Genomic DNA, 25,011 nt, shown 5'->3' with positions numbered 1-25,011 from the left:
AGGCCGTGCGACACGATGTCGCTTAACAAACTGTTGTCTCAGACAGCCATCTGAAGGCAACCTGCTGTTCCGTCAGCAGTTCTCTACCCAGACATGCAATCGAAGTAATTTGGTGGTATGAAGCTCTGGGGACAATGTAACCACGGGAAACCGTAGAGGAACCTGTGAAGGTAAATCGAATCTGCTAGCACTAGAGCGGAGAGGAACTAGAGATGAATGGTATGGTTAATATAACGTAAACCTTTATATAAACGTCGTGAGATCCGAGGAGCCAAAAGTGCTGACAGGCTCTAACCAAAATGGTACTGCAATTAAGAAAGTAGGCTGGTCTATCCTGCTTTCACGGATAATAAGATTGCCGGCGGATAAGAAGGAACCTAACCCATTCTGTTGGTTAAGTGGAACGTGGTAACTCCGTCCAACTCCTGTAAAGGACAGTGCATCGTAAGATTCACCTATGGTTGTGCGGATGTAGGAGGTCAGCAAAAGCGAATGCTCTACTGTAATGATAGAGATACTGATTGGAACATTATCAGGCACGAAAGTGAGCAGACAGCTGACTGGTCTTTTAACGCAAGATAATTTGAAGAATCGATAGCATGAGGAAAAGCAAATGACGGCAGCAGTAAAATTGCTGACTGGTGCATCCCCAACTTCCGAAGGATGGGATTCCATTAATTGGAAAATCATAGAGACTGAAGTAAATCGACTGCAAATGCGTATTGCGAAAGCTATCAGCGAAGGTCGCCATGGCAAAGTCAAATCGTTGCAATGGATACTGACGCACTCATTTCATGCCAAGTTAATAGCCGTGAAGCGAGTTGTACAAAACCAAGGGGGAAAAACTCCCGGGGTTGATAAAATCATTTGGAAAACACCGCAACAAAAGATGAAGGCTGCCCAGTCACTAACACGGAAGGGTTATCAAACCCAACCGCTCAGACGGATTTATATTCCAAAGAAAGATGGACGCTTAAGGCCGCTTTCAATTCCAACGATGAAGTGCCGGGCAATGCAAGCTCTACATTTGCTTGCTCTGGAACCAATCGCTGAATTTAAGGCGGATAAAAACAGCTACGGATTTCGCCCAAAACGATCTGCGGCTGATGCCTTGGAAGCATGTCATCATGCTTTAGTCTTCAAAGGCTCATCCAAATGGATATTGGAAGCGGACATTAAATCTTGTTTTGACAAAATCTCCCATGATTGGCTGCGGGATAATATTCCGATGGACAAAGAGATTCTGAGTAAATGGCTATCGGCTGGCTACATTGACAAGGGCGTCTCTCATCAAACAGAATCCGGCACACCACAAGGGGGGCTTGCTTCCCCCACACTTTTGGTTCTAACGCTTAGCGGATTGGAACAGGCCGTACTTAACGCCATATCCAAACGCAAAGATAAAGTACATCTTAGCATCTATGCCGATGACTTTATCATAACGGGTGCTTCGAAAGAAGTTCTAGAAACAAAGGTGAAGCCAGTGGTAGAGTCATTTCTGCTTGAGCGAGGCTTGGAACTCTCACAAGAGAAAACCAAGATCACTCATATTGATGACGGCTTTGATTTTCTTAGCACTAATGTACGAAAATATAAAGGCAAATGCATCACCAAGCCTTCGAAGAAAAGTGTGAAAACTTTCTTGAACGACATCAGAGAGACTATCAAAGCCAACCCCACAGCAAAAACAGAGAATTTAATCTATCTATTGAATCCAAAAATTCGAGGATGGGCTAACTATCATCGTTTCAGCTGTGCCAAGAAGACGTTTGGCTATGTCGATAACTGTATCTGGCAAGCCTTGTGGGATTGGATTCATCGCAGACACCCGACGAAAAGTGGTTCATGGAGAAAAAGAAAGTACTTCCGTAGTCAGGGATTAAGAAACTGGATTTTCTCTGCGAAAATCTCAAACACTAACAGCATCAGGTCCTATGTAGACTTATTCAAAGCAAGTGCTGTTCCTGTGAGAAGGCATATTAAAATCAAGGCTGAAGCTACACCCTACGATCCTCGTTTCACTGAATACTTTGAAAAGCGTACACGCTATCTAAAAGCTACCAGGATGGGATCGAAACAACCAGCCATGATAAAATAAGCACCAAGTGAAGCAAGATAGCTGGGTCAACCGAAGTTGGCTTTAAAAAGGCTTGAGCGTAGTGAGGCGAAAGTTTCACGCTACGTTCTTATGGGACGGGATCTCAGTAATGGGATCCTGTTACCTACCACTTACCATCAAAAGTTAGCGCTTATTTTAACAAAATAATTTGTTTTCATATAGTTAGCATTAAGAATTTGAATGCTTAAGTTACAGAAACGGAGCAAATGTGAACTAGAACCTCCTTTCTGTAAAATAGAGGCTAATAAAGGCAGATAATCGCAAAATATCCCACACAATAAATACCCAGCCAAAAATTTCTTTGAAAACTTCTCGTGAACTTTTAATAAAAGGGTCCCAAAAATGCTTGAATAAATACATGATGTTCATGTGACATAAAGTTGTTATAGTATTTTCATACAGATAGATAACCAAAGTCTTTCTTTATTAGTAATTAATTTTCCAAATACTGCTAGAAAAACAAATAGTTCTATTCAATGTCTAGAGTGAATTCTTTAAAAAAATTTATTTTTAGGTAACAATGGCACTTTAATACTAGGGCGTGTTTTTAAAGTTTCAGCCACAATATAATACTTACTAGAGTTAGTGCTCCTAGAAACATGATAGCTGTTTTATCATAATGTGTAGCAATTCTCCTAAAACTTTTGACTCGATTAAAAAAACGCTCAACGTAATTACGCTCTTTGTATATATGTGTATCATGCTCTATAGGTATGATGCGATTCTTTTTGGATGGGATGACCGCCGTGATTCCTCTATTTTTCAACTCCCCGCGAAATTCATTGCTATCATAAGCCTTATCGGCTAATAAATACTCGGATAGTTCATCACCGAGCAATTCCTTTGCTGTTTTTATCTCACTGTCTTGTCCAGGTGTTAAAATAAAACTCAAAGGCAATCCAAAAGAATCAACCTTTACATGGATTTTTGAGCTAAAACCACCTTTGCTTCGGCCTAGTGCTTGTTTCTCTTGGCCGCCTTGAGCTCCAGCCGCATGTTGATGTGCTCGAATAACGCTACCATCCATCATGTGCCATTCGTGATCGCCATCTTTTTTTTAAAATTTCAAGTATTCCATTGAAATGTCCATTTTTAACCCATCGATTATAGCGACCATAAACACTTTGCCATTTTCCATAATCAGGTGGCAAATCTCTCCAAGGCGCGCCAGTCCTGATAATCCAGCAAACCGCTTCGATAAATAATCGATCATTTTCACCATGACGACATTTGGGCGCATGTGAGCTTATAATAATGGGAAAAATTATTTAAAGGAGAAACCATGTTAAAAAAGTAGCGTTTACCATGTATCCTGTCGAAAATTTAGATCGAGCGATGGATTTTTATAAAAAAAATCTTGGTTTAATACCTAGCAAAATATCTGCGAATGGTCATTGGATAGAGTACGACTTACCCCAAGGCGGATGCTTTGCAATCACAACCCTTGCGGAAGGTGTTAAACCAAGTGCTGTGTCCGGGGGTAGTATTGCTTTTGAAGTGGAAGGTTTGGATTCCTTAACGCAACAATTAAAAAAGAATGGGGTAACATTCAAATTGGATACTTTTTCATCACCCGTATGTAGAATGGCAATTATCATCGATTCTGAAGGAAATGCTATTACACTGCATGAGCTCAATCAATAAGTCTGTATACAAAGGATAAATGATGATGTTTGCTAAATGTTCTGTATTTATTGCTACAAGTCTTGATGGCTTTATTGCAAGAGATAATGGTTCTATTGATTGGCTAATGAAAGCAAATGAGCTTGTGCCCCCAGGTGAGGATGGTGGTTATAAAGAGTTCATATCTACGGTCGATGGACTCATTATGGGGAGGCATTCTTTTGAGAAAGTCTTATCATTCGACCCTTGGCCTTATGGTGAGCTTCCTGTCATAGTGATGAGTAGCAAACCTATAGAAATCCCTGCTCATTTAAAATATGTTTCAGCATCTTCCGAAACACCCATCGAGCTCGTTAAGCGGTTAACTGATGAAGGATTTAAGCATCTTTATATTGATGGAGGAATAACTGTCCAAAATTTTATAGCCGCGAATTTAATCCATGAATAACAATAACCATCGCACCAGTCTTGCTAGGTTCTGGTCGTTCATTATTTGTACATTTGACACAAGACATTGAACTGGAGCATCTTGAAACCAAATGTATTGGCGGTGGTTTTGTTCAGTTGAAATATCGGATGGCTGCGGTACAGGCGAACCCATAGCACAATTTTTAATTAAACAAGGATATAAAGTAACGGGCATTGATGCAAGTCAAAAAATGATTGAGCAATACAAGATAAGATTCCCAGATGCAAAATGGCTACTTGCTGATATGAGAACTTTAGATTTACAAGAGAAATTCGATGCGGTCATTGCCTGGCATAGTTTCTTTCATTTACCTCATGATGATCAACGAAAAACATTAAAATCTCTTGCTTCTTTGGTAGAGCAAAATGGTTTATTAATATTTACTTCCGGACCCGAGTACGGGGAAGTCTGGGGTGATAATGGGGGATATGATTTATATCATGCATCCCTTTCGTCTGAAGAATATACTCAAATTCTTCTAAAGTGCCATTTTAAAGTCCTTGTACATAACATTAGGGATCCTGATTGTGGGGAAGCAACTGTTTGGGTTGCTCAAAAAAACCACATTACTCCAGAGTAAAATGAAAAAAACTTCTTCAAATCTTATACTCAAAAATAATGGGATATCTATTTGGCATCATAGGAGATTTTTTAACACCAATTTTGATGCATCCCATTTTCTTGTAAAATGGTTCAGCACCAGGATCGCTCCATAATTTGAATCTACTAACACCATTTGATTTAAAATCTTCTACCATCATAGACCACATTTTTTTACCGAAGCCTTTACCAATATAATCTAGATCAATAAAAAAATTATCCAGTTCAGACTCTTTATTTCTGATGCTAAAACTATAAAAACCCATCACCTTTTCGGGTTTTTCAGTATTTCTTTCACAAAAAAGTTGCACTGTATTTTTTTCAAGATAGTCTGTGGTCATTTGAAAAAGCTGCATGAATTTATCCATAAATGCTTTATCATATCCCCAATAAGATTTTGAGCGATACATTAACTCATTGATCTGTTTTAATTCATGGACACCAGCTCGTACACATTTTACAATCATCTAGACCCTAACAATTTTTAATAGAAGCGCTATATCCGAATCGCCATAGAGCCAGTATTTAGCATCATCAGTATATTTCAGCCACTAATTTTACATCATACTGAGGCTACTGGTAAAATCGAAAACCAAAACTTTATCCTCTAAAACAATGACTATTGAACAGAATGAATTAGAGATTAAAAATAATCTACATCAAAGCATTACATGGGGACAACCTATTCCACTTTCCCCAATCTTAGCCCCTGACTGTCCTTACCCAGTTGAGGCACTTCCCTCAATTGTTAAAAAAGCCGTAGTAGACTATCAACAATATGGACAGCAACCTCTGCCTTTGATTGCATGCAGCGCCTTGGCTAACATGTCTTTATCATGTCAATCACTTGCCAATGTAGCGCGAGACAACTATTTAATTAGTCCTGTATCGCTTTATTTTTTAATTGCCAGCGGCTCTGGCACCCGAAAAACTGCTGCAGATAATGTTTTTTCGAGGGCAGCGCGTCACTGGGAAACACTTATTCGTAAAAGGCGCGAACCTGAAGTGTTGTCAGCGCTAACGCAACACCAAGTATGGCAAATGGAAAAAGACAGTTTATTCTCCCAAATCAAACGTGCAACCTATACGGGAGAAGACTCGGATTATGCCAAAGAAATGCTTGATGAGTTAATTCATCAAGAACCGGAAATTCCTTTGCAACCCACTCTTTATTTTGAAGATGCTACCCAAGAAGCACTGGCTATTCATTTAGCCCAAGGTTGGCCTTCTGCATCCTTATGGTCTGATGAGGCAGGCATCATCTTGGGTAGCCATAGCATGCAAGGCAATCCAACTCGTTTTGTAGCATTGCTTAATCGTTTGTGGGACGGTAAGACGTTCACAGCACATCGTAAGACAACGCAAGGATTTACCATTGAAAATCGGCGTTTAACACTTAACTTGATGATGCAACCGCTTATCTTACAACAACTTACCAAGCAAGCATCCGGTATTAGCCGACAAAGCGGTTTTTTAGCTCGTTGCCTTATGGCTTATCCTGCCAATAGTATGGGAAATCGATTTTACCAAGAGCCGCCTGCCTCTTTACATTCTCTAACCCATTATGAGCAACGCGTCACTGCCTGCTTAAACCAGTCAGAACAATTAAGCCATCAAGGTTGTATTCAACTTCCATTGTTGAAAATGAGTATGGCCGCAAAACAACAATGGATTTTATTTTTTAATGCAGTGGAAGCTGGGTTAAAACCTCAAGGCCAGTGGGTCGATGTCGTTGATTTCGCGTCAAAGGCCGCTGAAAATACAGCGCGGCTTGCAGCACTCTTTCATCTTTTTGAAGGACGCCATGGGGATATTGGTGTAGAGCATACCGAAAATGCCATTGAAATAATTAGTTGGCATTTGCAAGAAGCACGACGAATTATGCCTACTGAAACCGTTTCTTTGCAGTTTTCCGATGCCCTAAAACTTATGGACTGGTTTATTGAAAAAAATATTAGTTCAACAACCTTACGAACTATTCAACAATTAAGTCCATTGCGAGATAAAATAAAACGCGACCAAGCGGTTGAATTATTAGTGGAGCACAATCAAATACGCATTGTAAAATCAGGTTCAAAAACGATGGTGGAAGTGAATCCACGCGCATGCAAAGTGCCAACATGAGTTTTGTTTAATACTTTTAACTTTATCACACCAATTTACAGGAGAAACTCGTGCCCTTTAACATGCTAAAAGAATGGTTGAACAAGGAAAAAGAAAGGGGGATTGAGGATCCTTCCTGTGCTGTTTTAAGTACTTGTAGCAGCTCTAGCGAACCTCATAGTCGAGTGGTGGCCATTCGGGAAATTGAAACAGAGAGTCTTTTATTTTTTACGCAGCAAAAAACACGCAAGGTTGCTGAATTATTAAATAACCCTAAATCCTGTTTAAATTTTTTATTTGCGATGCAGAACCGACAAGTTATTTTAGAAGGTACAGCAATCCCCATTTCTCAAGAAGAAAATGAAGCTTTTTGGAGTACTCTTCCTCGTGAACGCCAATTGAGATTCTCTGCTTATGCTCCTACTTCAGGACTTGTCATTAAAGATTTAAACCAATTGGAAACCAGGAAAAAAGAATTGAGTGATCAATTTGCAGGACTTCCTATCCCTATGAGCGAGTATTATTTCGGTTTTCGCTTTATCCCAGAAACATGGATTTTCTACACGGTCGGCTCTATTTCTTTTTCTGAAGTAATTCGCTATACGAAGATAGAAGATTCTTGGAAATCAGAATTAATTTCCCCATAGGTGATATCATGTACATGCTTTGTTTTTGTGTTCCAGAAACCCATTTAGAAATTGTTAAAAATGCTATTTTTGCTACAGGCGCAGGGAGTGTTGATCATTATCAGCATTGTGCTTGGCAAACATTGGGTGAGGGGCAATTTATGCCATTACCTGGAAGCCATGCTTTTATTGGGGAAATCAATCAGCTTGAAAGAGTACCTGAATATAAAGTAGAAATTATCTGTACTGAAGAGCAAATCACAGTGGCTGTTGCGGCCTTAAAGAAGGCTCATCCCTATGAATCACCTTCTTATCAAGCGTTTCGGGTTGAGAGTATCTAATAATAAACAATGCTTCCAATATGAACCAACTTACATTCAAATAAGGACCTAAAAAATGTTACCCAAAAATGCCAGTTTGGGACATATAGCCCTAGCAGTTAATAAACTTGCTGAATGTGAGCAGTTTTATAATTTATTGGGATTGCAAACAGAACTTAAAACGATGGGCTACGTTTATCTTACAGGCAATAGCGACAATTGTGAAATTGGGGGAAAATCGTTGAATCTAACGCTCTAATATAAATAAAAATGTTCTCTTGTATGCCACTTTTATCACGATCGTTACTTCCAATACGGTTGTAACCTAAAATAGTAGCGACGATGCAAAATTTTATTCACGAACACTGCGCAAAATTTTCTCACCATGGTTAATGAGCAACGAGATATGTCCTTCATGATCCAAAACTTTTAGTGAGGCGTTAGGGATTAATTTTGCATAAAGATTGGCATGAGCTAACGGAGCTTGTTTATCTAATCTACCTTGCCAAATGACAACAGGGCACTTTATATGGCTCATATCAAATCCCCAAGGCTTTAGGCTTAATTGAATTTCTTGAGATACGCCTGTAATACCACCTTTAAAAGCCTCTAACGATGATTGGATAAATAAATCACCAGCTTCTGTGTCACCTAAAATACGCTGATCTACCTCTGACATTTTACTCGTCATTTTTTTTAATATCCCGGGTTTTTTCAGCATCAAAAACATGAGATTTACCATGACGGTAGCAATTGGGGGTATTGCTTTAATCATTTTATTTATAAACCGCTGTCCTCGTCCTAGACTTGCTGTAGCCTCAGGTATTTCAAAAGGCCCCATACCTGAGACAATCGCTATTTTATTTAACCGATGAGGTATTTTATATCCACATCCTGCAACAAAAGGAGCTCCACCAGAGTGACCTATAATAGAAAATTTAGGGATACCTAAGTAATTGGCAAGAGCCTCAACATCATCAGCCCATGAAAGAATAGTGCGCGTTGGATGTTTAGAAGATAAACCCATTCCTGGTCTATCAATACTAATTAATCGATAATGATTTAAACATGCTATATTTTCCCAATGCCCAGCCTCAAGCCTAGAACCTGGAAGTCCATGAAAATAAAAAACTACCTCTCCTTTTGGATCTCCAAACTCAGCATATCCAAGTGTTCTGCCATCGTTTAACAGAATAGTAGAATTAGTAAAGCAAATTTTGGTATTCATAATAATTTCCCAGAAAGATAGTGCTCTACTGATGCTTCTATCAGCAGAGCAAGATGATCACGATAGCTTACGTTCAGCAAAAACTCTCATAGCAGCTACCAAATAATCAACCAAACCAGGGTGATATTTATTATAAAATAATCGAAAATCTGGATGGTCCAGGTACATTTTTCCAAGTCCTAAATATGTCTCCTTTGTTGGTGTCCAAAAATTATTAACCCAATCGTAATGTTCTTGGATTAATGCCTGAACCTCATCCGAATCAGTCCTAACTCCTTTTGCTAATGCATTGGCCAGCTCAAGATTAAGCTTTTCACCCGCATTTTTAAACTGTTCCCAATTTGATTTTTTCCAGTGAGAAACACGCGTCCAACTATCATCAATTTGCTTTTGTGATATCACTCCTGTTTCGAGCATATATTTTTCGTGCTCTTGTTGTTTGATGGGATCGAAGCCATCATACATTTCCGCATCACGCATAATTATTTTTCCTCTTAAATGTGAAATGGTTTTATCAATCGTCTTGATGAGCGTTGCTGTTCGTTCAAGACTAGATTCCAAAGCAGATTTATGTCTTTTTAATGATTCTATTTTATCAAAATCATCACTACTCATAATCTGTTGGATATCATTTAGAGGAAAACCAAGCTCACGAAAAAATAAAATCTGCTGTAACATAAGCAGCTGCTCTTCTTTGTAATAACGATATTGATTGCCACCATAGTAGGCAGGTTTTAATAAAGCAATTTCATCATAGAATCGCAGAGTGCGGGTACTGACCCCTGAAAGCCTCGCCAATTGATTAATCGTGTATGCCATTTTGCTCTCCTCTAATTGACAACATACACGATAAGGGTTGACGTAACGGCAAGGTCAATAGATATAATAATTTTTTTAAACCTGTTAAAACGACCATTAATCCAGTCATCAAATTGATTGCATAAACTAAGTTAAATTAGCAAGTTTCTGTAGTTGTTATTTTTAAGAATCACTTCAGGTGCACACCATCAAATACCCTATTCATCATCAGCTTAAGTCCTATCTTCTGCTGACTCATAGACTTTATTTTTGTTTCGCTTGCCTACAGCAACAACAAGGAGAATCATTTTATTATCGTTAACTTGGTAGACCAATCTATAGCCAGCCTGATGCAATTTTATCTTATAGCAATCTTTAAGATGGCCACTAAGTTTGGCAGAAATAACATGCGGATTTTCCAGTCGCCGTTTTAATAGTTTTTTAAACTGTTCCTGCAACTCCTTCGATAGTTTCTTCCATTCTTTTAACGCAAGCGGATGGAAATGTAACTCATAGATCATCAAGCGCAACCTTAACTGGCGTAAAGGGCTCTGAAAGGCGTTGTTCTACAATGCTTTTTAGCTCGCTTTCGTCAACAGCATCCATCAGTTTTTCAAAAGTTTCTGCTGGAATTAAATAAGCAGCAGCTACATTATGGTTAAGAATCACCACGGGCATCCCATGCGCATCATTAATAAGTTTTGTGGGATTTTTCTTTAATTCGCTAATGCTAGCGACTTGTGTTGCATATAAAGTTTGCATTTTAATGACCTAAATAAATACCTTTATTATGACTTAATTATAGTGCTTTTTATAATAAAAGGTCAATCATCACGAAATTTATAAAGGGGATTAGGGAAGTTGAATCAAAAGATTATTTAAGTATCCCTAAGAAAAAATTTTAAGCAACATCTCTTTCACGATTGTGCGCCTGCTTGCGATCCCTTTCATTTAGGAGAAAGCCAATGAGATAAAAGTTGTTTTTTCTGTGTTAATTCTATTAAGTTACACCTTCATTTACATTTGATTTTTTATTTCTTATCCAGTCTTTAAGGCTTTCTAATGCACAAGTCCAATCCCAACCTTCTTCAAAAGATTCAAGAGCCTGTTCTGCCTGCTCAAACATATAATCAGCAACCTGCAAAATAAATTGCTTGTCTCTATCTTTATACAAGAACTCAAGCGCATTAATCATTTCATAAATAATGAATCCATACCCATTTTCTGTATAACGGATGTACTCAGGGAAATAAAATGCATAGTCAATGGCTTTCTTTATCTCTTCCCAGTCTCCATTGGCAAGTCGCATTCCAATAGATGCACTTAAAGCCCTCCATAAGACAGAATTATATTGTGCATTTAAAAGAACAATTTCAGCCAAATGTTCTTTAGTAAAAGAGTTTAAATACTTTTTCAGCTGATGCATATCCACAGGTGATTTAGGTCCTCTGTTAAGGTACCGAGATTTTTCAGAAGGCATTAACTTCCCCTTGATTTAAACGTTATTCTAATATTCACCCATTGAGCACCATGCTACTTTTGCTACTCGTTGACAAACGAGCATACCTATATTGATCAGATAATACAGTGTTCACAAGGATCATAACAATATTCATCGCATCAAAATGAATGCATTTATGTAGCAATATATTGCTACATAAATGCTACATATCGCTACAATTTCAGAGATTAATAAATTTCACTGGATCACGTCTTGTTTCTGCCATTTTCCTTATTTATAGAAAATTATTATAAATAAGGAACTCTTTGCAAAAAACAAAAGAACTTAAAAAAACAAAACATGAAGAAACCCAAGCCACAACTGAGGACACCCTCTTTTGCCTATTTCAGGATGTGTTTTTTCGGTGTTCTTAGTGTAGCGTTATGTAGCAATACAGTAGCACGAGTTTTGCTACAATTAATTAATCGGATTTATAACAGAAAAAACCGAATTACCCTATGATTTAATGGATAATTTTATCCATCAGGTTTCAATGATTTGATGGTCGTGTAGCAATGTAGCAAATACATTAAATGACAAATTGTTTAGGACATTTTGCGAATAAGAGTCTATATTTGATCCTTAAAGGATATATCGATTATAAAGAAAATGTTTGAGATTCAATCAACCCAAAAGTAAACATTTTCTAAAGCAAGAAATAGACCACGAAGGTTTATGCACATACTAAGACACTTCTGATAATTCTTAAAAAGTCTTAAATACGATAAGAATTTTTAAGACTTTCATTGTTAATGATTAGGCTATCCTATAGAATAATTCTTAAATCCTTTAAGAATTATTAAGAACTTATGAAAAAACACAACAATTGGCATTATGCCCGCCCCGAACTAGCTAAAAAATATCTCGATCTATTTGAAATAGGTCTAACCTCTGCCCGAGGATTATTTGCTAGACGAAGAATGGGAAAAACCGAATTTTTGAAACAAGATTTTATACCTGCAGCTCAAAAGGCAGGTTATATTGTCGTCTATAGTAATCTTTGGGAATTAGAAATTGATCCTGCAACAGCTTTGGTTTCCGAATTTTATAAGACAATTGAGCCAAAAGGATTTAATAAAATTTGGACCAGTTTAAACAAGCCTATAAATATTAAAAAAGTTAAGGCCTCAGGAAAAATTACAGGTCTAGGGGAAAGGACTCTTGAGACAGATTTAGCAGAAACAAAAAAAGGAACCAGTACTTTATTAATGGAAGCAATGAATGCTTTCGATAAAACAAAAGATCAAATGATTTTGGTAATAGATGAAGCCCAAGTTTTGGCATATGAAGAGAACTCTCATTTTGCTCATGCTCTAAGAGCAGCATTGGATATCAGGAAAGAGCGTATAAAAGTAATTTTTGCTGGCAGTTCGGAAACCACTCTAAGACGTATGTTTGGGGTTGCATCAGAGCCATTTTATAACTGGGCGCCTCTAGAACCCTTCGAATTATTAGGAAAAGATTTCGTATTGGCTATGGTCGAAAGGGTAAATAAAATATCGAAATACCCAATGAGTATTCATGACGCTCTTGATGCATTTGAAAAACTGAAGAAGACTCCTGAGTTTTTTCGAAGATACATAGAATACTATTTAAGTAATCCGGAGGAGGGCACGGCTGCAGCTTTAGCGGCTACTAAAAGCAGGGTATTTAGTGATGATAATTTTAAGCGTCAATGGGAAACGTTATTGCCGGCCGATAAAATAATAATGTCAATGATTGCCAATGGAATAAGTGACTTACATGGAAAACTAGCTTTGCAAAAACTCGGTGAAGCCCTTGGAATTGATAGTGTTAATAAAAATACCACTCATAATGCACTAAGAAGATTATCGAATAAAAATTTGATTACTAAAATTGATTTTGGAACTTATCAGTTCGAAGATGAGGCTTTTGCTGATTGGGTAAAGCATTTAGCTGATTAATTTTGAAATCAGCCCAATTAACAAATTAATTTGATATTTCCCAGGGAAGAATAGGTATCAAAAGTATCGCTTCTGAGAATAGCCACGGGTTTTTTATCAATAGAGCTCAATGAAAAATTCACAATTGTCCATGTTTCATTTGTTTGATCATTTACAAAATATACACGGTCTCCAATTTTAAAAGGATCGGTGGTTATTTTACTTGCCTCTTCAATAGATTGGGGTAAAAATTTGCTTATATGAGCCATTTAATGGATGCCTTTAAATTTTAATGAAATGTAAATTTTTTGAGAATTATACATATTAAGGTTAGAAGTGCAACGTCTAAGCAGATAATCCGTTTGCTATTAAAGATTGGGCATGTAAAAATTTTATGACACAAAATAGTAAAAGTACATGGACAAAGATAAGGATAGGAATCACATGAACGATATCAAGTCATTTAAAATAAAAAAAATAGTTCTTCTTAAAATTACTTTTGCGGCAATTTTTTCCTGCACGACACTCAATGCCTATGCTGGCTTGCAATCCTATCACATCAAATACCACAAAGACTCCAAAATAAACAATGTTTCCTTATCCAATACTGAAGTATTAATAGAGTTCCACCGTAGTGGCAATTCACTGGGAAGACTCCTGACAAAAACGAATGAGACTCAAGGCATCACCATCGACAACACTTATGGGAAAAATTTGGTTATTCACGTGCTATTCATCGAGAAAGAGGGAAAAAGAATACGATGTTGGGGAGTATCTGCTGCTAAAACAAATACCATTGAGATTCAATGTGATAAAGTGGTTTCATTGAAAAAAACAAAGGGAAACACTGGAGAGTCCACTGATTCAATCCATTAAATCACTAAGAGCTCTCTGGTTAACAAGTATTGACAAAAAGAACAACGTGGCATGACACTATGTAACCTGCTTGATTATAAGGAAATAAACAAAAATGGCCAATAAAATTCGTGGTAAAGTCAAATGGTTTAATAAAGACAAGGGTTTTGGTTTTATTGAAAGCAGTGGCAAAGACTACTTTGTCCACTTTAGTTCAATTCAAAGTGACGGCTTTAAAACACTTCCTGATGGGGCAACTGTTCTTTTTAAAATGGGAAAAGGACAGAAAGGACCTCAGGCCGAGGAAGTAGAAGTTATCTAATAAATGACCACTATTAGATCTAGGCAAAACCGTTCTGATGACAATAACACTTATTTTTTTACTGTATGAAACCATCAAGGAGGAAAGAAGTGAATCAACGAGTTGCTTTAGTCACAGGGGGCACTGGTGGTATTGGTACTGCCATATGCCAGGAAATGCAAAAGTTAGATTATCAAGTCATTGCCTGTTATTTTAAACAAGGCAATCATGATTTGGCGAAAGAATGGCAGAAAAAACAGGCCATGCAAGGCTTTGATATCGACATTGTCTACGCCGATATTTCTTCCTTCAATGATTGTGAGAAAGTGACCGAATTGGTCATCGAAAAATACGGCAAGATCGATATTCTAGTGAATAATGCCGGTGTTACAAACGATGCCACTTTGAAAAAGATGACTCAAGAACAATGGCAGAATGTCATCCATGCCAATTTAAATAGTGTCTTTAATATGACGAAAACCGTGATATCCACCATGTTGGATAATAGTTATGGACGTATCATCACCATTTCTTCCGTTAATGGACGCAAAGGTCAATTTGGCCAGTGTAATTACGCGGCCACTAAATCCGCATTATACGGTTTTACCAAAAGTCTGGCACAAGAAGTCGCAAAGAAAGGCATCACAGTGAATACCATCTCCCCTGGCTATATTAATACCGAGATGCTTGCTTCTCTGAGGGATGACATTTTAGAAGCGATTGTTGCTCAAATTCCTGTGGGACGATTAGGCAAACCCCAGGAAATTGCTCGTGTTGTTGCTTTCCTTGCAGAAGAGCAAAGTGGTTTTATTACCGGCGCCAATTTTGATGTCAATGGTGGGCAATACATGTAACTCACTCGAAAGTCCATTGAGCGTTTATATTTTAAAGCCGCCATCCACATAAAGGATTTGCCCAGCAATGGGTGCGGCTTTATCAGATGCTTAATAATATCCAGCGGCATGAAAATGGGGGGCTAAAAATTTGTACCTATTCCCTGGTTTTTCAATTTTGATAAGTAATGACCAATTCATTGCCCTATTGAGCAGCACCAATAGAATGCGGATTAGCAAAATCGACAATCAAGCGTTTTTACTCTTCATCCGTCCTTGACTCCTGTTTTATTGTTCAAGAAGAACGCTCTACTTCTGAAGCACATAAGTTCCCGGTGCCGCTGGCAGTGAGGGATTCATGACCGATGATGCAATGCGTTTTTTAGTGTTTTGCTGGACTAACCACGCATGCCATGCTTGCCACCAGGAGCCCTCCCGCTTCTCTGCCATCGCAAGCCAGCTCCCAGGATTTAAGTAAGCCTCGCCTTGTTTATGCTCATGAACACGATAAGAACGTCCTGAGTGGCCAGGTTCACTGATGATGCCCGCATTATGCCCACCGCCAGTGAGAACAAAGGTCACATCCCCTTCTGTCATAAGATGGATTTTATAGACGGATTGCCAAGGGGCTACATGGTCTTTTTCAGTGCTCACCGCAAAAACAGGCAACTGAATATTTTCAGCAGCCACCGGCTTTCCTTCAACGGTGTAACGCCCTTCGGCAAAATCATTCTTTAAAAACAGTTTTTCAAGGTATTCGCTGTGCATTTTATAAGGCATTCGTGTAGCATCCGCATTCCAAGCGGTTAAATCAATCATCCCGCGCCGCATGCCATGCATGTAATCTTGAACCATTTTGGACCAAATTAAGTCATAAGCACGCAACATCTGAAAAGAACCGGCCATTTGCTTGGTATCCAGATACCCTTGCTCCCTCATCATACTTTTAAGAAAATCCACTTGACTTTCAGTCACAAAAAGCATTAATTCCCCAGCCTCAGTAAAATCCCCTTGGGCTGCCACGAGGGTCAAGCTGTTTAAACGTTCGTCCTTGTCTCTTACCATCGCAGCTGCGGTAATCATGGCCAGGGTGCCCCCTAAACAATACCCCATCAGATTGATTTTAGTTTCTGGCAAAAGGGTCGACACCGCATCAAATGCAGCCATAGCTCCTTGCCGATAATAATCATCCATCCCCAAATCCTGGTCCTCTTTGTCAGGATTGCGCCAAGAAATGATATATACGGTGTGCCCCTGACTTACGAGCCACTTCACTAAGGAGTTATGTGGTGATAAATCGAGAATATAATATTTCATAATCCAGGCTGGTAAGATAAGTATCGGCTCTTTATAGACTGTTTTCGTTTGGGCCTCATATTGAATGAGCTCAATTAAATGATTTTGAAAGACCACCCGCCCTGGGGTAATAGCCACTTGTTTCCCAGGGATAAAATGTTCAGAACCTGTAGGTGGTGCACCGGTTAGCTTTTCTAGCCAATCTTCGAATGCGATTTGGCCTCCTTGGATGAGATTAAGGCCCCCAGTGCGCCTGGCTTCATGGAATAAATCAGGATTAGACCAAACAAAATTGGAAGGGGATAGGGCATCAAGGGATTGACGTGCCCAGAACGAAACAATACGTTCCACCTGGTTGGGCAATCCTGGTACGTCCGTTGTGGCGCGTCGCCACCAATCCTCCATCTGCAAAAATCCTTCGGCGAATAAACGCCAAGGCATGGGCTGCCAACTGTCTTTTTTAAAACGCACGTCTTTACCATCCGCAGCACGTTCAACACAAACGATATTATTAATGCAATCCTTGGCATGAAAAAACGGATAAAAAGCAAGTTCCCACAAAACCCCAGGGGATTGGGCCAATTGCCAAAGCCAGGTGGAATAAGAAGAGCCGATGGCAGCAGGACTTATTCCTGCCGTCCATTTAGCCAAGTTGGCTTGCACTAATCGAGTGAAAAATGGAAAGAAGTTATCGGAAGTACCTCTATCAGCCTGTGCACAACACGAGAAATCTACCCCTTCTTGCAATTCTTGACTCTGAGTGAGTATCCTTTCCTTAGGACAACATTGTTTTTCTGATCTCTTCATGGCCACGACATCCCTGGCATTATGCCCTATAATCAACACGATATAATACAGCATAGCACAAGATTTAACCCATCAATTCCGTTTAAGGAGTCTCTCTTCGGAAATAGAAAGGCTAAATAGTCACCCCTTGCTGTCTCCTTGACCAAACAGCGCTCCTACTTTCCTACAAGAAACATTTTCTCATAGATTTTGGTCAATAAAGCGGGGCTTATTAACTTATCCATTTTAGGCTAAATTATTTTTGGTAACCTAATTGGTGTTATTTTTTGATAGGAATGAAATAACATAAAGCTACAGCCCTTTGGAGTTCCTTTCCTCGATAAATTGCGTCATCTGTCCTACTGTTAACGGTTTACTGCTGTAATAACCTTGCACTTCGAAACAGTGACTTGACCGTAAAAAATTGAGTTGTTCTTCTGTTTCGACACCACCCACCACCACATTCAATCCTAATTCTTGCGACAAAGCAATCGTCGATTTGATAATTAAATTATCATTTTCTCTGAGATGAGCATCTTCAATTAAGGTTTGTTTCAGTTTGATGGATTGGACTGGTGAATTTTTTAAGTGAGATAAAAAAGAATAGCCTGAGCCAAAATTATCAAAAGCAAGCTTTACCCCCATATTGCGAAGCGTACTTAATGTATCTTCAATCTTTCCCAAAAAATTGACTGCCGTTGCTTCCGTAATTTCAAGCTCTAACCAATCCGATGGCATTTGATATTCTTGTAAAATGTGCTTCACAGAAGAAATAAACCCTTTGTGTTGAAATTGATGAAGCGAAATATTAATCGCCAGGGTGCAGTTGAAAGGAGCGTAACTCTTTTTCCAATCCACATACTGCCTACACGCGGTTCGTAAGACCCATTCACCAATTGGAATAATCAAGTTAAAATGCTCTGCAACGGAAATGAATTCATCAGGAAAAACAACACCTCGCTTGGGATGTTGCCAACGCAATAAGACCTCCATCCCAACCATAGAATTCGTTTTTAAGTCAACCCGAGGCTGATAAACGAGAAAAAACTCTTGTCGCTCCAAAGCAAGATGCAACTCGGTCCCTATTCCCAAGCGTTTTGAATATTGTTTTCTAAGAGACGGTGTAAAGATTTGGCAATTATTTCGACCACATTCTTTGGCGTTGTATAAAGCAATATCGGCATTCTTACGAAGGGTTACTGCCTCCTCACCGGCATCAGGAAAGTAAGCAATTCCTATACTTAGTCCAATCATGACGGTATGACCTTTAATAAGGAATGGTTGACCCATCTTTTGAATCATAGTATTGGCCACTAATTTTGCCTGTTGTGGATTATTAATTTCTGTCAAAATAACAGCAAACTCATCTCCTCCTAATCGAGCCACACAATCTTCTTCGCGAAGACTTGAGCAAAGACGCTTCGCTACTTCACGCAATAGACCATCACCGACATCATGACCAAAGCGATCATTCACATTTTTAAAAAAATCCAAATCGATGCTTAACAGAGCCAGATGACGACCGTATCTTTTTGACCTGGCAATCTCACGTTTTAAATCCAGTTCAAACTGCAATCGATTGGGTAATCGGCTTAATACATCAAAATGGGCTAATTTCGATAATTTCTTTTGTACGCTTTCTAAATCTTTTAGCGTTTTTAGCAGTTCAGCATTCTTTTTTTCCAAATCCTGGTTCAGTAAATGAAGTTCCCTTGTCTTATTTTCCAACAATAATTCGGCTTCCTCGCGTGCTTTTCTTTCGCGATAATAAGAGCGCTCAAATATTGCTTTGTTCTCATTACTCAAAGGTAATCTCCAAACGACAATGATCATCTTTTTTTAACATGCAGTGAGTCTGCTTAATGGTAATTCTCTTTTTAAAATGTTGAGCGGCTCCTTGGATGAGACCTATTGCAAAATGGCAGAGCCTTCTATGTGATCGATATAACATAACCAATTGTTTTGCAGCAGGCTCTTCATAGCTAATGGTAGGTAATGTTTCATCTGGGTATAACTTTTCTACTTCCACATGAATTGTTCCATCAATGCTTTTTAAAAATTCTTTTAATGTCATGTCCTTTTTTAAAAAAATTGCGTACTTACTCGATAAGATAGGAAACATGTATTCACCAAAGGCCTCTAAAAAAACAGAAGCGTGCTGATTGGTCCTCTTCGCAATGGCCTGAATCAATTGCTGAAGTTCTGTATCCGAGTAAGTGCCGCCTGCTGTATAACTTCCACCACTTGGAAGGTCTAGTGAGGATACGAGTTGGTCCCAGGTTTCTATGCCAAATTGTTCTATAATCATGTTATTTAAGGAGGTAAAAACGATACCTTTCATCTATGGTCTCCAGCATAAAACAAATCTTTAAATCCCTTTTAATTAAGTAGCACGTCATTTCTCAATACTAAAATTGGTTTACCTACAGATGAATTCCTCATGAGTCCGCTCAATTTAACTAAAGAACTCTAACCTACTTTAATTCCTGATAACTATCCAGTGAGTCAGGTATTATTTTCTTCTCCTAATCGTATCAATATAGTTCAAATAACGATTATTTACCGTGTTAAAAATTAACAATGTTAAAAATAACAAAATAGGATTTTATTACCATTTCCTAAACAAAACTCAAAAATGATAGACATACCGTGTGGCTATATATGAAGCATAGCACATATGCTTTTTGAATGAAAAAACAAACCGACTTAATTGTACTAGGCAAGCAAATTCGCAAAATCAGAAAAGAGAAAGGTTTTTCTCAAGAGGGTTTTGCCAATTTCATCGAAATGAATCGGGGTTACTACGGGACTGTGGAACGTGGCGAAGCCAATATAACCATTTTAAATCTTCTAAAAATTCTTAAAGGATTAGATGTCACACCAAATGAGTTGTTCCCGCCCTCAACTTATGTGAGCTTGAAGAGGAAAATAACTAAAAACTCAGCCTCATAAACCATGATGAGTAAGGGGCTAATCTAATGCTTGATAAAGAAGTGGAAAATTGAAATAAAAACCCATGTAAAAAATGCCTGCAGGATAAGGAAAATTAATAAAGTTATAACAAAAGTACTTGTCTTCGTATACTCAATATTTTCATACGATATCAGGCATTAATTATCACTAATAATGAGTGTTCATTGGATCATTTCTAATGGTGTCAATGCCCATGTCTGTGGTGATGATAGCCACCAAATCGCTTCTTAACTGGCATGTTACCTTTTGAATCATCTTAAAATTTCTTCATAAAAGAATGGTAGAATCTTCGCAATAATTAAATACCCTACTTATCGTCTTCCTTAACTCCAACATCTATTCACATCCTTGGCAGTGAATTCAAATAATAATTTGAACTTATATTAAGCTTGGGGAGGTATAGATTCCCTATTCCAAAAGACAACTGATTTTTTCAACAAGTAGTCATGACTGGCACTGCGTATTTCTAAACGGTGCTATATTATATAAATGATTTATAAAATGAGGTGGGTTGTTTTTATATTGATTCTCTCTCACTTTATTTCATTGCAAGGAGCATAGATATGCCAAAGCAGAGACTTATTAAAGCAGTTATTGGGATAATGAGCGCGATACTTTTGTTGATCTCTTGCGCCCCATCAACAACGACCAATAATTCACACCGTGTTTCTCATACTTATGAAGGACACAACACGGGAGGAATAGGTTGGCATTAACATGAACAAGTATGTTTTTTGCTTTTCATCCCCTGTTCATGTAGTGCTATAGTAGGATGTTCAGTCCAAACAATTCATTGAAAAAATAATAAGGAGATTTCATTATGTTAAAAAGGAATGCGTTCATTTTATTGGCCGCTTGCAGCTTGGTTGCCACGCCACTCTTCGCAGAAGATATGCCTTCTGGTTCTCAAATGAATAATATGGGAATGCAAAGCTCTAATCAGCAGTCAACCCAACTGCAAGACGAAATGAAGCAAATGCAAGAAGCACTAAAACAAATGCAGGAGATGCATGATAAGCTTATGAATGCAAAAACAACGGAAGAAAAGAAATCGTTGATGCAAACACAAATGCCCATGATGGAAGAAGGCATGCACACCATGCAAAAAGGCATGAAGATGATGCAAAGTATGCACGATGATACAGCAAAACAACCCGAGATGATGGATCAACGTATGAAAATGATGCAAATGATGACGCAAATGATGCAGATGATGATGGATAGGCAAATGATGGGATGTCCCATGATGAAAAACCAATAACTCCTCTATAAGAGAGGCCTATCCTAGGGTAATTGACTCAAATCACCTGAGCTCTTATGAGATGTCTAAGAGCCCTATTGTCAGTAGCCCATTAAGATTGGCCTATTCAGAGCCTACCTATTTCATTGAACTCTATAAAGGGATGGTTTGGTGTATCATCATATAACCCAGTGACATGGGTGTGCAGATTGATGAGACCTCCTACATAGCTTTTGTTTTTTAGATTTGAGGCGGGCTGTTATTAATTAGCATTTTGCTCTCTGTTTTCAAACTCTGTTATATTAAAATTCCATAAAGTGATGTAAAAATAGAGAGAATAGGACGACACCTAATTCATGGGTCATGAATACAATTGGAAAATGATGGATAAAAACACGGCTGTTGCTCAAAGTCATGGAACTCCCATCGGCAGGATAATCGAAATCAATGGCCCTGTTGTCAGGATACATTGTGATGTACTGCCTCCTTTGCATCAATCTCTTAAAACTTACACGGACAGTGATGAATACATTTTGGAAGTGTGTCAGCACCTTGATGAGCATCATGTGAGAGCCATCACGCTCCACCGTGCCTCAGGATTGCAAAGAGGTTTAATAGTTTATGACCAAGGCACTTCGTTACAAATTCCCGTTTCAAAAGAATGCTTGGGCCGCCTTTTAAATATTTTTGGTGAGCCGTTAGACGGCGGCCCACCATTAGAAACCAATGAATATCGTGATGTTCTAGCCAAATCAGAACCACTTCAAATGACGAGCACTCAAGAAACCATTCTTGAGACAGGAATTAAGGTCATTGATTTACTTTGTCCCTTCGTCAGGGGCTCTAAAACGGGATTGTTTGGTGGTGCAGGAGTTGGAAAAACCGTACTCCTGATGGAATTGATGCATGCCATTATTCAATTGCATCAAGGAACCTCCGTCTTTGCTGGTGTTGGCGAGCGTATTCGGGAGGGACATGAATTGTGGCATGAGATGAAATCCGCAGGCGTAATGGATAAAACCCTCATGGTGTTTGGTCAAATGGACGAATCACCGGGAGTGCGTTTTCGCACAGGGTTATCGGCATTAACTTATGCGGAATATTTGCGTGATACGTTGGGCCATGAGGTTCTTTTTCTTGTGGATAATATTTATCGTTTTGTGCAAGCCGGCAGTGAAATTTCAGGCCTACTCGGCCGAATGCCGGCCAGTGTCGGTTATCAACCCACCTTAATGACTGAGATAGCGGAACTTGAAGAGCGCATGACATCGACTGCCAAAGGAGCAGTGACTTCGGTACAAGCGGTTTATGTTCCGGCTGATGATATGAGCGATCCGGCGGTGACCGGGATTATTACTCATTTGGATTCCATCATCGTACTCTCTCGCGCACAAGCAGGCAAAGGCATTTATCCCGCCGTAGATCCCTTAGCTTCCAAGAGTCAATTTATGGATAAAATCCTATTGGGCGAGCGACACTATTCCATTGCACAAGCCGTACGAGAACACCTTGAACATTATCAAGAATTAGAAGACATGATTTCTATGATGGGGATTGAAGAGCTTTCTCCTAAAGACCGTGCTATTGTGTTAAGAGCACGTAAACTGCAGCGCTATCTTAGCCAACCCTTTCATGTCACCAAGCTTCAAACAGGAATGGAAGGGAAATCGGTTTCATTAGAACACACATTAACCGATTGCGAATCCTTTCTAAGAGGCGATTACGATGAATTTTCAGAAGAAGAGTGTTACATGAGAGGTGCCATGGATAAAGGGAGATAACGACGGACATGGAGCTTTTTACTATCCATCTTAAGAGTGCCACACAATATGAAAAAATCGATAAGGTCATCAGTTTTGTGGGTGAGGATGCTTCTGGGCAATTTGGAATTTTAGCTCATCATAGCCGAATGATGACGTGCTTAAAATTCGGCTTGGCCTGGTTTCGTGATGAAAATCAAGAGACGGAATACTTAGCATTGCCAGGTGCCGTGGTTTATTTCATTGACAATCAATTGCATATTGCGACACGACATTATGTGCGCCATAAAGAATACCAAGCCATACAAAGGGTCCTGGCGGAAGAATTACATTGGGAAGAAAACAATCTATTGCGCACTAAAGAAAGCGTGCATCGTTTGGATGAAGAAATGTTAAAGCGTTTATGGGAATTAAACCGGCAGAACAGCTATGGAATTTAAAAATTCAAACAAGGAACTGGAACAACAAGTGAAACGAAACGTCCGCAAAATCAATAAAGCTAAAAAGGGAAAATCAACGTTATTAGCCCAAACAGTTTACCTGGGTACTTTAGGCTTTGTTTTTGTGTTACCCATCATTGCAGGAGCCTATCTCGGGGTTTGGCTCGATGAGAAAATAAAAGGGTATTCCATGAGTTGGACCATCAATTTAATCCTCCTTGGGGTGATTATTGGTGCCATTAACGTGTATCTTTTAATTAAGGACTAACCGTGGGAGAAGAAGGATTCTTAGCGCATTTTGCCTTTTCAATCGGTGGATTACCCATCACACAAAGCGTCTTAACCACGTGGTTCATTATGATCTCCTTATTCATCATGGCATGGAGTACCACTTACAAATGCTCTCTCCTACAGCCAAGCACGTACCAACTCCTTTGGGAGGGTGTTTTGAGCACCATGTACGATGCGATAAAAGAAGTATTGCCCAACCACGTTGAGTTGATATTTCCTTTTGTAGCCACCTTGTGGATTTTTATCCTTGTTTCCAATTTAATCGGTGTTATCCCGGGATTTTATTCACCAACGGCGGATTTATCGGTGACGGCATCCCTTGCGATAATAACTTTTTTATCGGTACACTGGTTTGGAATTCGTGCCGAGGGGTGGCGAGAGTATTTGAAACATTATATTAAGCCAACTCCTTTTTTATTGCCTTTTCATTTAATCAGCGAAATCTCTCGAACCTTAGCATTGGCCGTCCGCTTGTTTGGTAATATCATGAGCTTGCAATTAACCGCCCTGATTGTCCTCATGATTGCCGGATTTTTAGTTCCTATTCCAATACTCATTTTACATATTATTGAAGCCATCATCCAAGCGTATATTTTTGGCATGCTGGCCTTAATTTACATTGCTGGGGGCATTCAAGCCCATGAGCTTAAAAGCCAAGGAGAATCGTTATGAATGACATAAGTTGGTTTAGTTTAGCGTCAACCGTTATTGCAGCAATAGCCATTGCCATAGGAACTATAGGGCCAGCTCTGGCCATGGGGCGCGCGATTAGTCACGCCTTAGATGCTTTGGCAAGGCAACCTGAAGCCGAAAAATCCATCACCAGAACCTTATTTATTGGTTTGGCCATGATCGAGTCGTTAGCCATTTATTGTTTGGTGATTGTTTTGATTATCCTCTTTAGAAATCCATTATTGTCTTATTTTGTAACGCAACAGGGATAAA

The 25,011-nt window shown here is 38.9% G+C and carries 30 protein-coding genes and 1 pseudogene; 19 read left to right on the top strand and 12 right to left on the bottom strand.

The window, feature by feature from the left end:
• Positions 1-613 precede the first annotated feature (613 nt).
• Positions 614-2,098, top strand: coding sequence for a group II intron reverse transcriptase/maturase (ltrA, locus tag GH742_RS14980; protein WP_021460628.1), 1,485 nt, complete (start codon positions 614-616; stop codon positions 2,096-2,098).
• 568 nt (positions 2,099-2,666) lie between these two features.
• Here ltrA and GH742_RS14975 read toward each other — a convergent pair.
• Positions 2,667-3,149 (bottom strand): IS5 family transposase, encoded by a 483-nt coding sequence (locus GH742_RS14975; protein ID WP_058393156.1) that lies wholly within the window; start codon positions 3,147-3,149, stop codon positions 2,667-2,669.
• Positions 3,136-3,297, bottom strand: coding sequence for a transposase (locus GH742_RS14970; RefSeq protein WP_370569568.1), 162 nt, complete (start codon positions 3,295-3,297; stop codon positions 3,136-3,138). Before GH742_RS14970 ends, GH742_RS14975 begins: the two co-directional genes overlap by 14 nt.
• Positions 3,298-3,424: 127 nt before the next feature.
• Between GH742_RS14970 and GH742_RS14965 the strand changes: the two genes are divergently transcribed.
• The 3 genes and pseudogenes from GH742_RS14965 to GH742_RS14955 all read left to right on the top strand — a co-directional run bounded on the left by GH742_RS14965 (position 3,425) and on the right by GH742_RS14955 (position 4,791).
• Positions 3,425-3,763, top strand: a complete 339-nt coding sequence (locus tag GH742_RS14965; RefSeq protein WP_021460631.1) for a VOC family protein — start codon at positions 3,425-3,427, stop codon at positions 3,761-3,763.
• Positions 3,764-3,788: 25 nt separating this feature from the next.
• Positions 3,789-4,345 (top strand): annotated as a pseudogene (locus GH742_RS14960) (dihydrofolate reductase family protein).
• Positions 4,282-4,791 carry a trans-aconitate 2-methyltransferase gene (locus GH742_RS14955; RefSeq protein WP_021460632.1) on the top strand — a complete coding sequence of 170 codons (510 nt, stop codon included), beginning with the start codon at positions 4,282-4,284 and terminating at the stop codon, positions 4,789-4,791. Before GH742_RS14960 ends, GH742_RS14955 begins: the two are co-directional and overlap by 64 nt.
• Positions 4,792-4,807: 16 nt before the next feature.
• Here the strand turns inward: GH742_RS14955 and GH742_RS14950 are convergent, their stop codons facing one another.
• Positions 4,808-5,278, bottom strand: a complete 471-nt coding sequence (locus GH742_RS14950; protein ID WP_021582682.1) for a GNAT family N-acetyltransferase — start codon at positions 5,276-5,278, stop codon at positions 4,808-4,810.
• Positions 5,279-5,426: 148 nt separating this feature from the next.
• On the opposite strand from GH742_RS14950, the gene GH742_RS14945 reads away from it, so the two are divergent.
• The 4 genes from GH742_RS14945 to GH742_RS14930 are packed head-to-tail and all read left to right on the top strand — an operon-like array spanning position 5,427 to position 8,119.
• Positions 5,427-6,935: a YfjI family protein gene (locus GH742_RS14945; protein ID WP_021460635.1), complete on the top strand. Its 1,509-nt coding sequence runs from the start codon at positions 5,427-5,429 to the stop codon at positions 6,933-6,935.
• Between the two features lie 50 nt (positions 6,936-6,985).
• Positions 6,986-7,561: a pyridoxal 5'-phosphate synthase gene (locus GH742_RS14940; RefSeq protein WP_021582681.1), complete on the top strand. Its 576-nt coding sequence runs from the start codon at positions 6,986-6,988 to the stop codon at positions 7,559-7,561.
• 8 nt (positions 7,562-7,569) lie between these two features.
• Positions 7,570-7,881 (top strand): hypothetical protein, encoded by a 312-nt coding sequence (locus GH742_RS14935; protein WP_025520126.1) that lies wholly within the window; start codon positions 7,570-7,572, stop codon positions 7,879-7,881.
• 55 nt (positions 7,882-7,936) lie between these two features.
• Positions 7,937-8,119 (top strand): hypothetical protein, encoded by a 183-nt coding sequence (locus GH742_RS14930; RefSeq protein WP_011212541.1) that lies wholly within the window; start codon positions 7,937-7,939, stop codon positions 8,117-8,119.
• Between the two features lie 93 nt (positions 8,120-8,212).
• Here GH742_RS14930 and GH742_RS14925 read toward each other — a convergent pair whose 3' ends face one another.
• The 5 genes from GH742_RS14925 to GH742_RS14905 all read right to left on the bottom strand — a co-directional run bounded on the left by GH742_RS14925 (position 8,213) and on the right by GH742_RS14905 (position 11,366).
• Positions 8,213-9,088 (bottom strand): alpha/beta fold hydrolase, encoded by an 876-nt coding sequence (locus GH742_RS14925; protein ID WP_011212542.1) that lies wholly within the window; start codon positions 9,086-9,088, stop codon positions 8,213-8,215.
• Between the two features lie 57 nt (positions 9,089-9,145).
• Positions 9,146-9,907, bottom strand: coding sequence for a MerR family transcriptional regulator (locus GH742_RS14920; protein WP_011212543.1), 762 nt, complete (start codon positions 9,905-9,907; stop codon positions 9,146-9,148).
• A gap of 212 nt (positions 9,908-10,119) precedes the next feature.
• Positions 10,120-10,407: a type II toxin-antitoxin system RelE/ParE family toxin gene (locus tag GH742_RS14915; RefSeq protein WP_011212544.1), complete on the bottom strand. Its 288-nt coding sequence runs from the start codon at positions 10,405-10,407 to the stop codon at positions 10,120-10,122.
• Complete coding sequence (locus GH742_RS14910; RefSeq protein WP_011212545.1) at positions 10,397-10,648, bottom strand: type II toxin-antitoxin system Phd/YefM family antitoxin; 252 nt, start codon at positions 10,646-10,648, stop codon at positions 10,397-10,399. Before GH742_RS14910 ends, GH742_RS14915 begins: the two co-directional genes overlap by 11 nt.
• 238 nt (positions 10,649-10,886) lie before the next feature.
• Positions 10,887-11,366 carry a hypothetical protein gene (locus GH742_RS14905; RefSeq protein WP_021460582.1) on the bottom strand — a complete coding sequence of 160 codons (480 nt, stop codon included), beginning with the start codon at positions 11,364-11,366 and terminating at the stop codon, positions 10,887-10,889.
• An 830-nt stretch (positions 11,367-12,196) separates the two neighbouring features.
• Here GH742_RS14905 and GH742_RS14900 point away from each other — a divergent pair.
• A complete protein-coding gene (locus GH742_RS14900) occupies positions 12,197-13,312 on the top strand; it encodes a hypothetical protein (RefSeq protein WP_021460581.1) in 1,116 nt (371 codons plus the stop codon).
• A 17-nt stretch (positions 13,313-13,329) separates the two neighbouring features.
• Here GH742_RS14900 and GH742_RS14895 read toward each other — a convergent pair whose 3' ends face one another.
• The gene (locus GH742_RS14895; protein ID WP_021460580.1) at positions 13,330-13,560 is read right to left on the bottom strand and encodes a hypothetical protein; all 231 of its coding nucleotides are present in this window, start codon (positions 13,558-13,560) and stop codon (positions 13,330-13,332) included.
• Between the two features lie 175 nt (positions 13,561-13,735).
• On the opposite strand from GH742_RS14895, the gene GH742_RS14890 reads away from it, so the two are divergent.
• The 3 genes from GH742_RS14890 to phbB all read left to right on the top strand — a co-directional run bounded on the left by GH742_RS14890 (position 13,736) and on the right by phbB (position 15,301).
• Positions 13,736-14,167 (top strand): hypothetical protein, encoded by a 432-nt coding sequence (locus GH742_RS14890; protein ID WP_021460579.1) that lies wholly within the window; start codon positions 13,736-13,738, stop codon positions 14,165-14,167.
• Positions 14,168-14,261: 94 nt separating this feature from the next.
• Positions 14,262-14,468 (top strand): cold-shock protein, encoded by a 207-nt coding sequence (locus GH742_RS14885; protein ID WP_021460715.1) that lies wholly within the window; start codon positions 14,262-14,264, stop codon positions 14,466-14,468.
• 89 nt (positions 14,469-14,557) lie between these two features.
• Complete coding sequence (gene phbB, locus GH742_RS14880) at positions 14,558-15,301, top strand: acetoacetyl-CoA reductase (protein ID WP_021460714.1); 744 nt, start codon at positions 14,558-14,560, stop codon at positions 15,299-15,301.
• A 288-nt stretch (positions 15,302-15,589) separates the two neighbouring features.
• Here the strand turns inward: phbB and GH742_RS14875 are convergent, their stop codons facing one another.
• From GH742_RS14875 to GH742_RS14865, 3 genes are all read right to left on the bottom strand, one after another.
• Complete coding sequence (locus GH742_RS14875) at positions 15,590-17,383, bottom strand: alpha/beta hydrolase (RefSeq protein WP_031297984.1); 1,794 nt, start codon at positions 17,381-17,383, stop codon at positions 15,590-15,592.
• A 291-nt stretch (positions 17,384-17,674) separates the two neighbouring features.
• On the bottom strand, positions 17,675-19,195 hold the full coding sequence (locus GH742_RS14870) for a bifunctional diguanylate cyclase/phosphodiesterase (protein ID WP_031297987.1): 1,521 nt from the start codon (positions 19,193-19,195) through the stop codon (positions 17,675-17,677).
• Positions 19,161-19,703: a heme NO-binding domain-containing protein gene (locus GH742_RS14865; protein WP_021460711.1), complete on the bottom strand. Its 543-nt coding sequence runs from the start codon at positions 19,701-19,703 to the stop codon at positions 19,161-19,163. The genes GH742_RS14870 and GH742_RS14865 overlap by 35 nt, the downstream gene beginning before the upstream one ends.
• A gap of 347 nt (positions 19,704-20,050) precedes the next feature.
• Between GH742_RS14865 and GH742_RS14860 the strand changes: the two genes are divergently transcribed.
• The 7 genes from GH742_RS14860 to GH742_RS14830 all read left to right on the top strand — a co-directional run bounded on the left by GH742_RS14860 (position 20,051) and on the right by GH742_RS14830 (position 25,010).
• The gene (locus tag GH742_RS14860) at positions 20,051-20,314 is read left to right on the top strand and encodes a helix-turn-helix domain-containing protein (RefSeq protein ID WP_015961459.1); all 264 of its coding nucleotides are present in this window, start codon (positions 20,051-20,053) and stop codon (positions 20,312-20,314) included.
• Positions 20,315-21,155: 841 nt separating this feature from the next.
• Complete coding sequence (locus GH742_RS14855; protein WP_021582720.1) at positions 21,156-21,596, top strand: substrate of the Dot/Icm secretion system; 441 nt, start codon at positions 21,156-21,158, stop codon at positions 21,594-21,596.
• A gap of 335 nt (positions 21,597-21,931) precedes the next feature.
• Positions 21,932-23,356 (top strand): F0F1 ATP synthase subunit beta, encoded by a 1,425-nt coding sequence (gene atpD, locus GH742_RS14850; RefSeq protein ID WP_058393157.1) that lies wholly within the window; start codon positions 21,932-21,934, stop codon positions 23,354-23,356.
• Between the two features lie 8 nt (positions 23,357-23,364).
• Complete coding sequence (locus GH742_RS14845; RefSeq protein WP_058393158.1) at positions 23,365-23,775, top strand: F0F1 ATP synthase subunit epsilon; 411 nt, start codon at positions 23,365-23,367, stop codon at positions 23,773-23,775.
• The gene (locus GH742_RS14840; protein ID WP_011946150.1) at positions 23,765-24,043 is read left to right on the top strand and encodes an AtpZ/AtpI family protein; all 279 of its coding nucleotides are present in this window, start codon (positions 23,765-23,767) and stop codon (positions 24,041-24,043) included. The genes GH742_RS14845 and GH742_RS14840 overlap by 11 nt, the downstream gene beginning before the upstream one ends.
• A 2-nt stretch (positions 24,044-24,045) precedes the next feature.
• Positions 24,046-24,738, top strand: coding sequence for a F0F1 ATP synthase subunit A (locus GH742_RS14835; protein ID WP_021460704.1), 693 nt, complete (start codon positions 24,046-24,048; stop codon positions 24,736-24,738).
• On the top strand, positions 24,735-25,010 hold the full coding sequence (locus tag GH742_RS14830) for a F0F1 ATP synthase subunit C (RefSeq protein ID WP_011946148.1): 276 nt from the start codon (positions 24,735-24,737) through the stop codon (positions 25,008-25,010). Before GH742_RS14835 ends, GH742_RS14830 begins: the two co-directional genes overlap by 4 nt.
• Position 25,011: the final 1 nt, after the last annotated feature.

The organism is Legionella sp. MW5194 (assembly GCF_016864235.1).
GTDB lineage: Bacteria > Pseudomonadota > Gammaproteobacteria > Legionellales > Legionellaceae > Legionella_C.
This window is presented reverse-complemented; position numbering and strand designations above follow the sequence as displayed.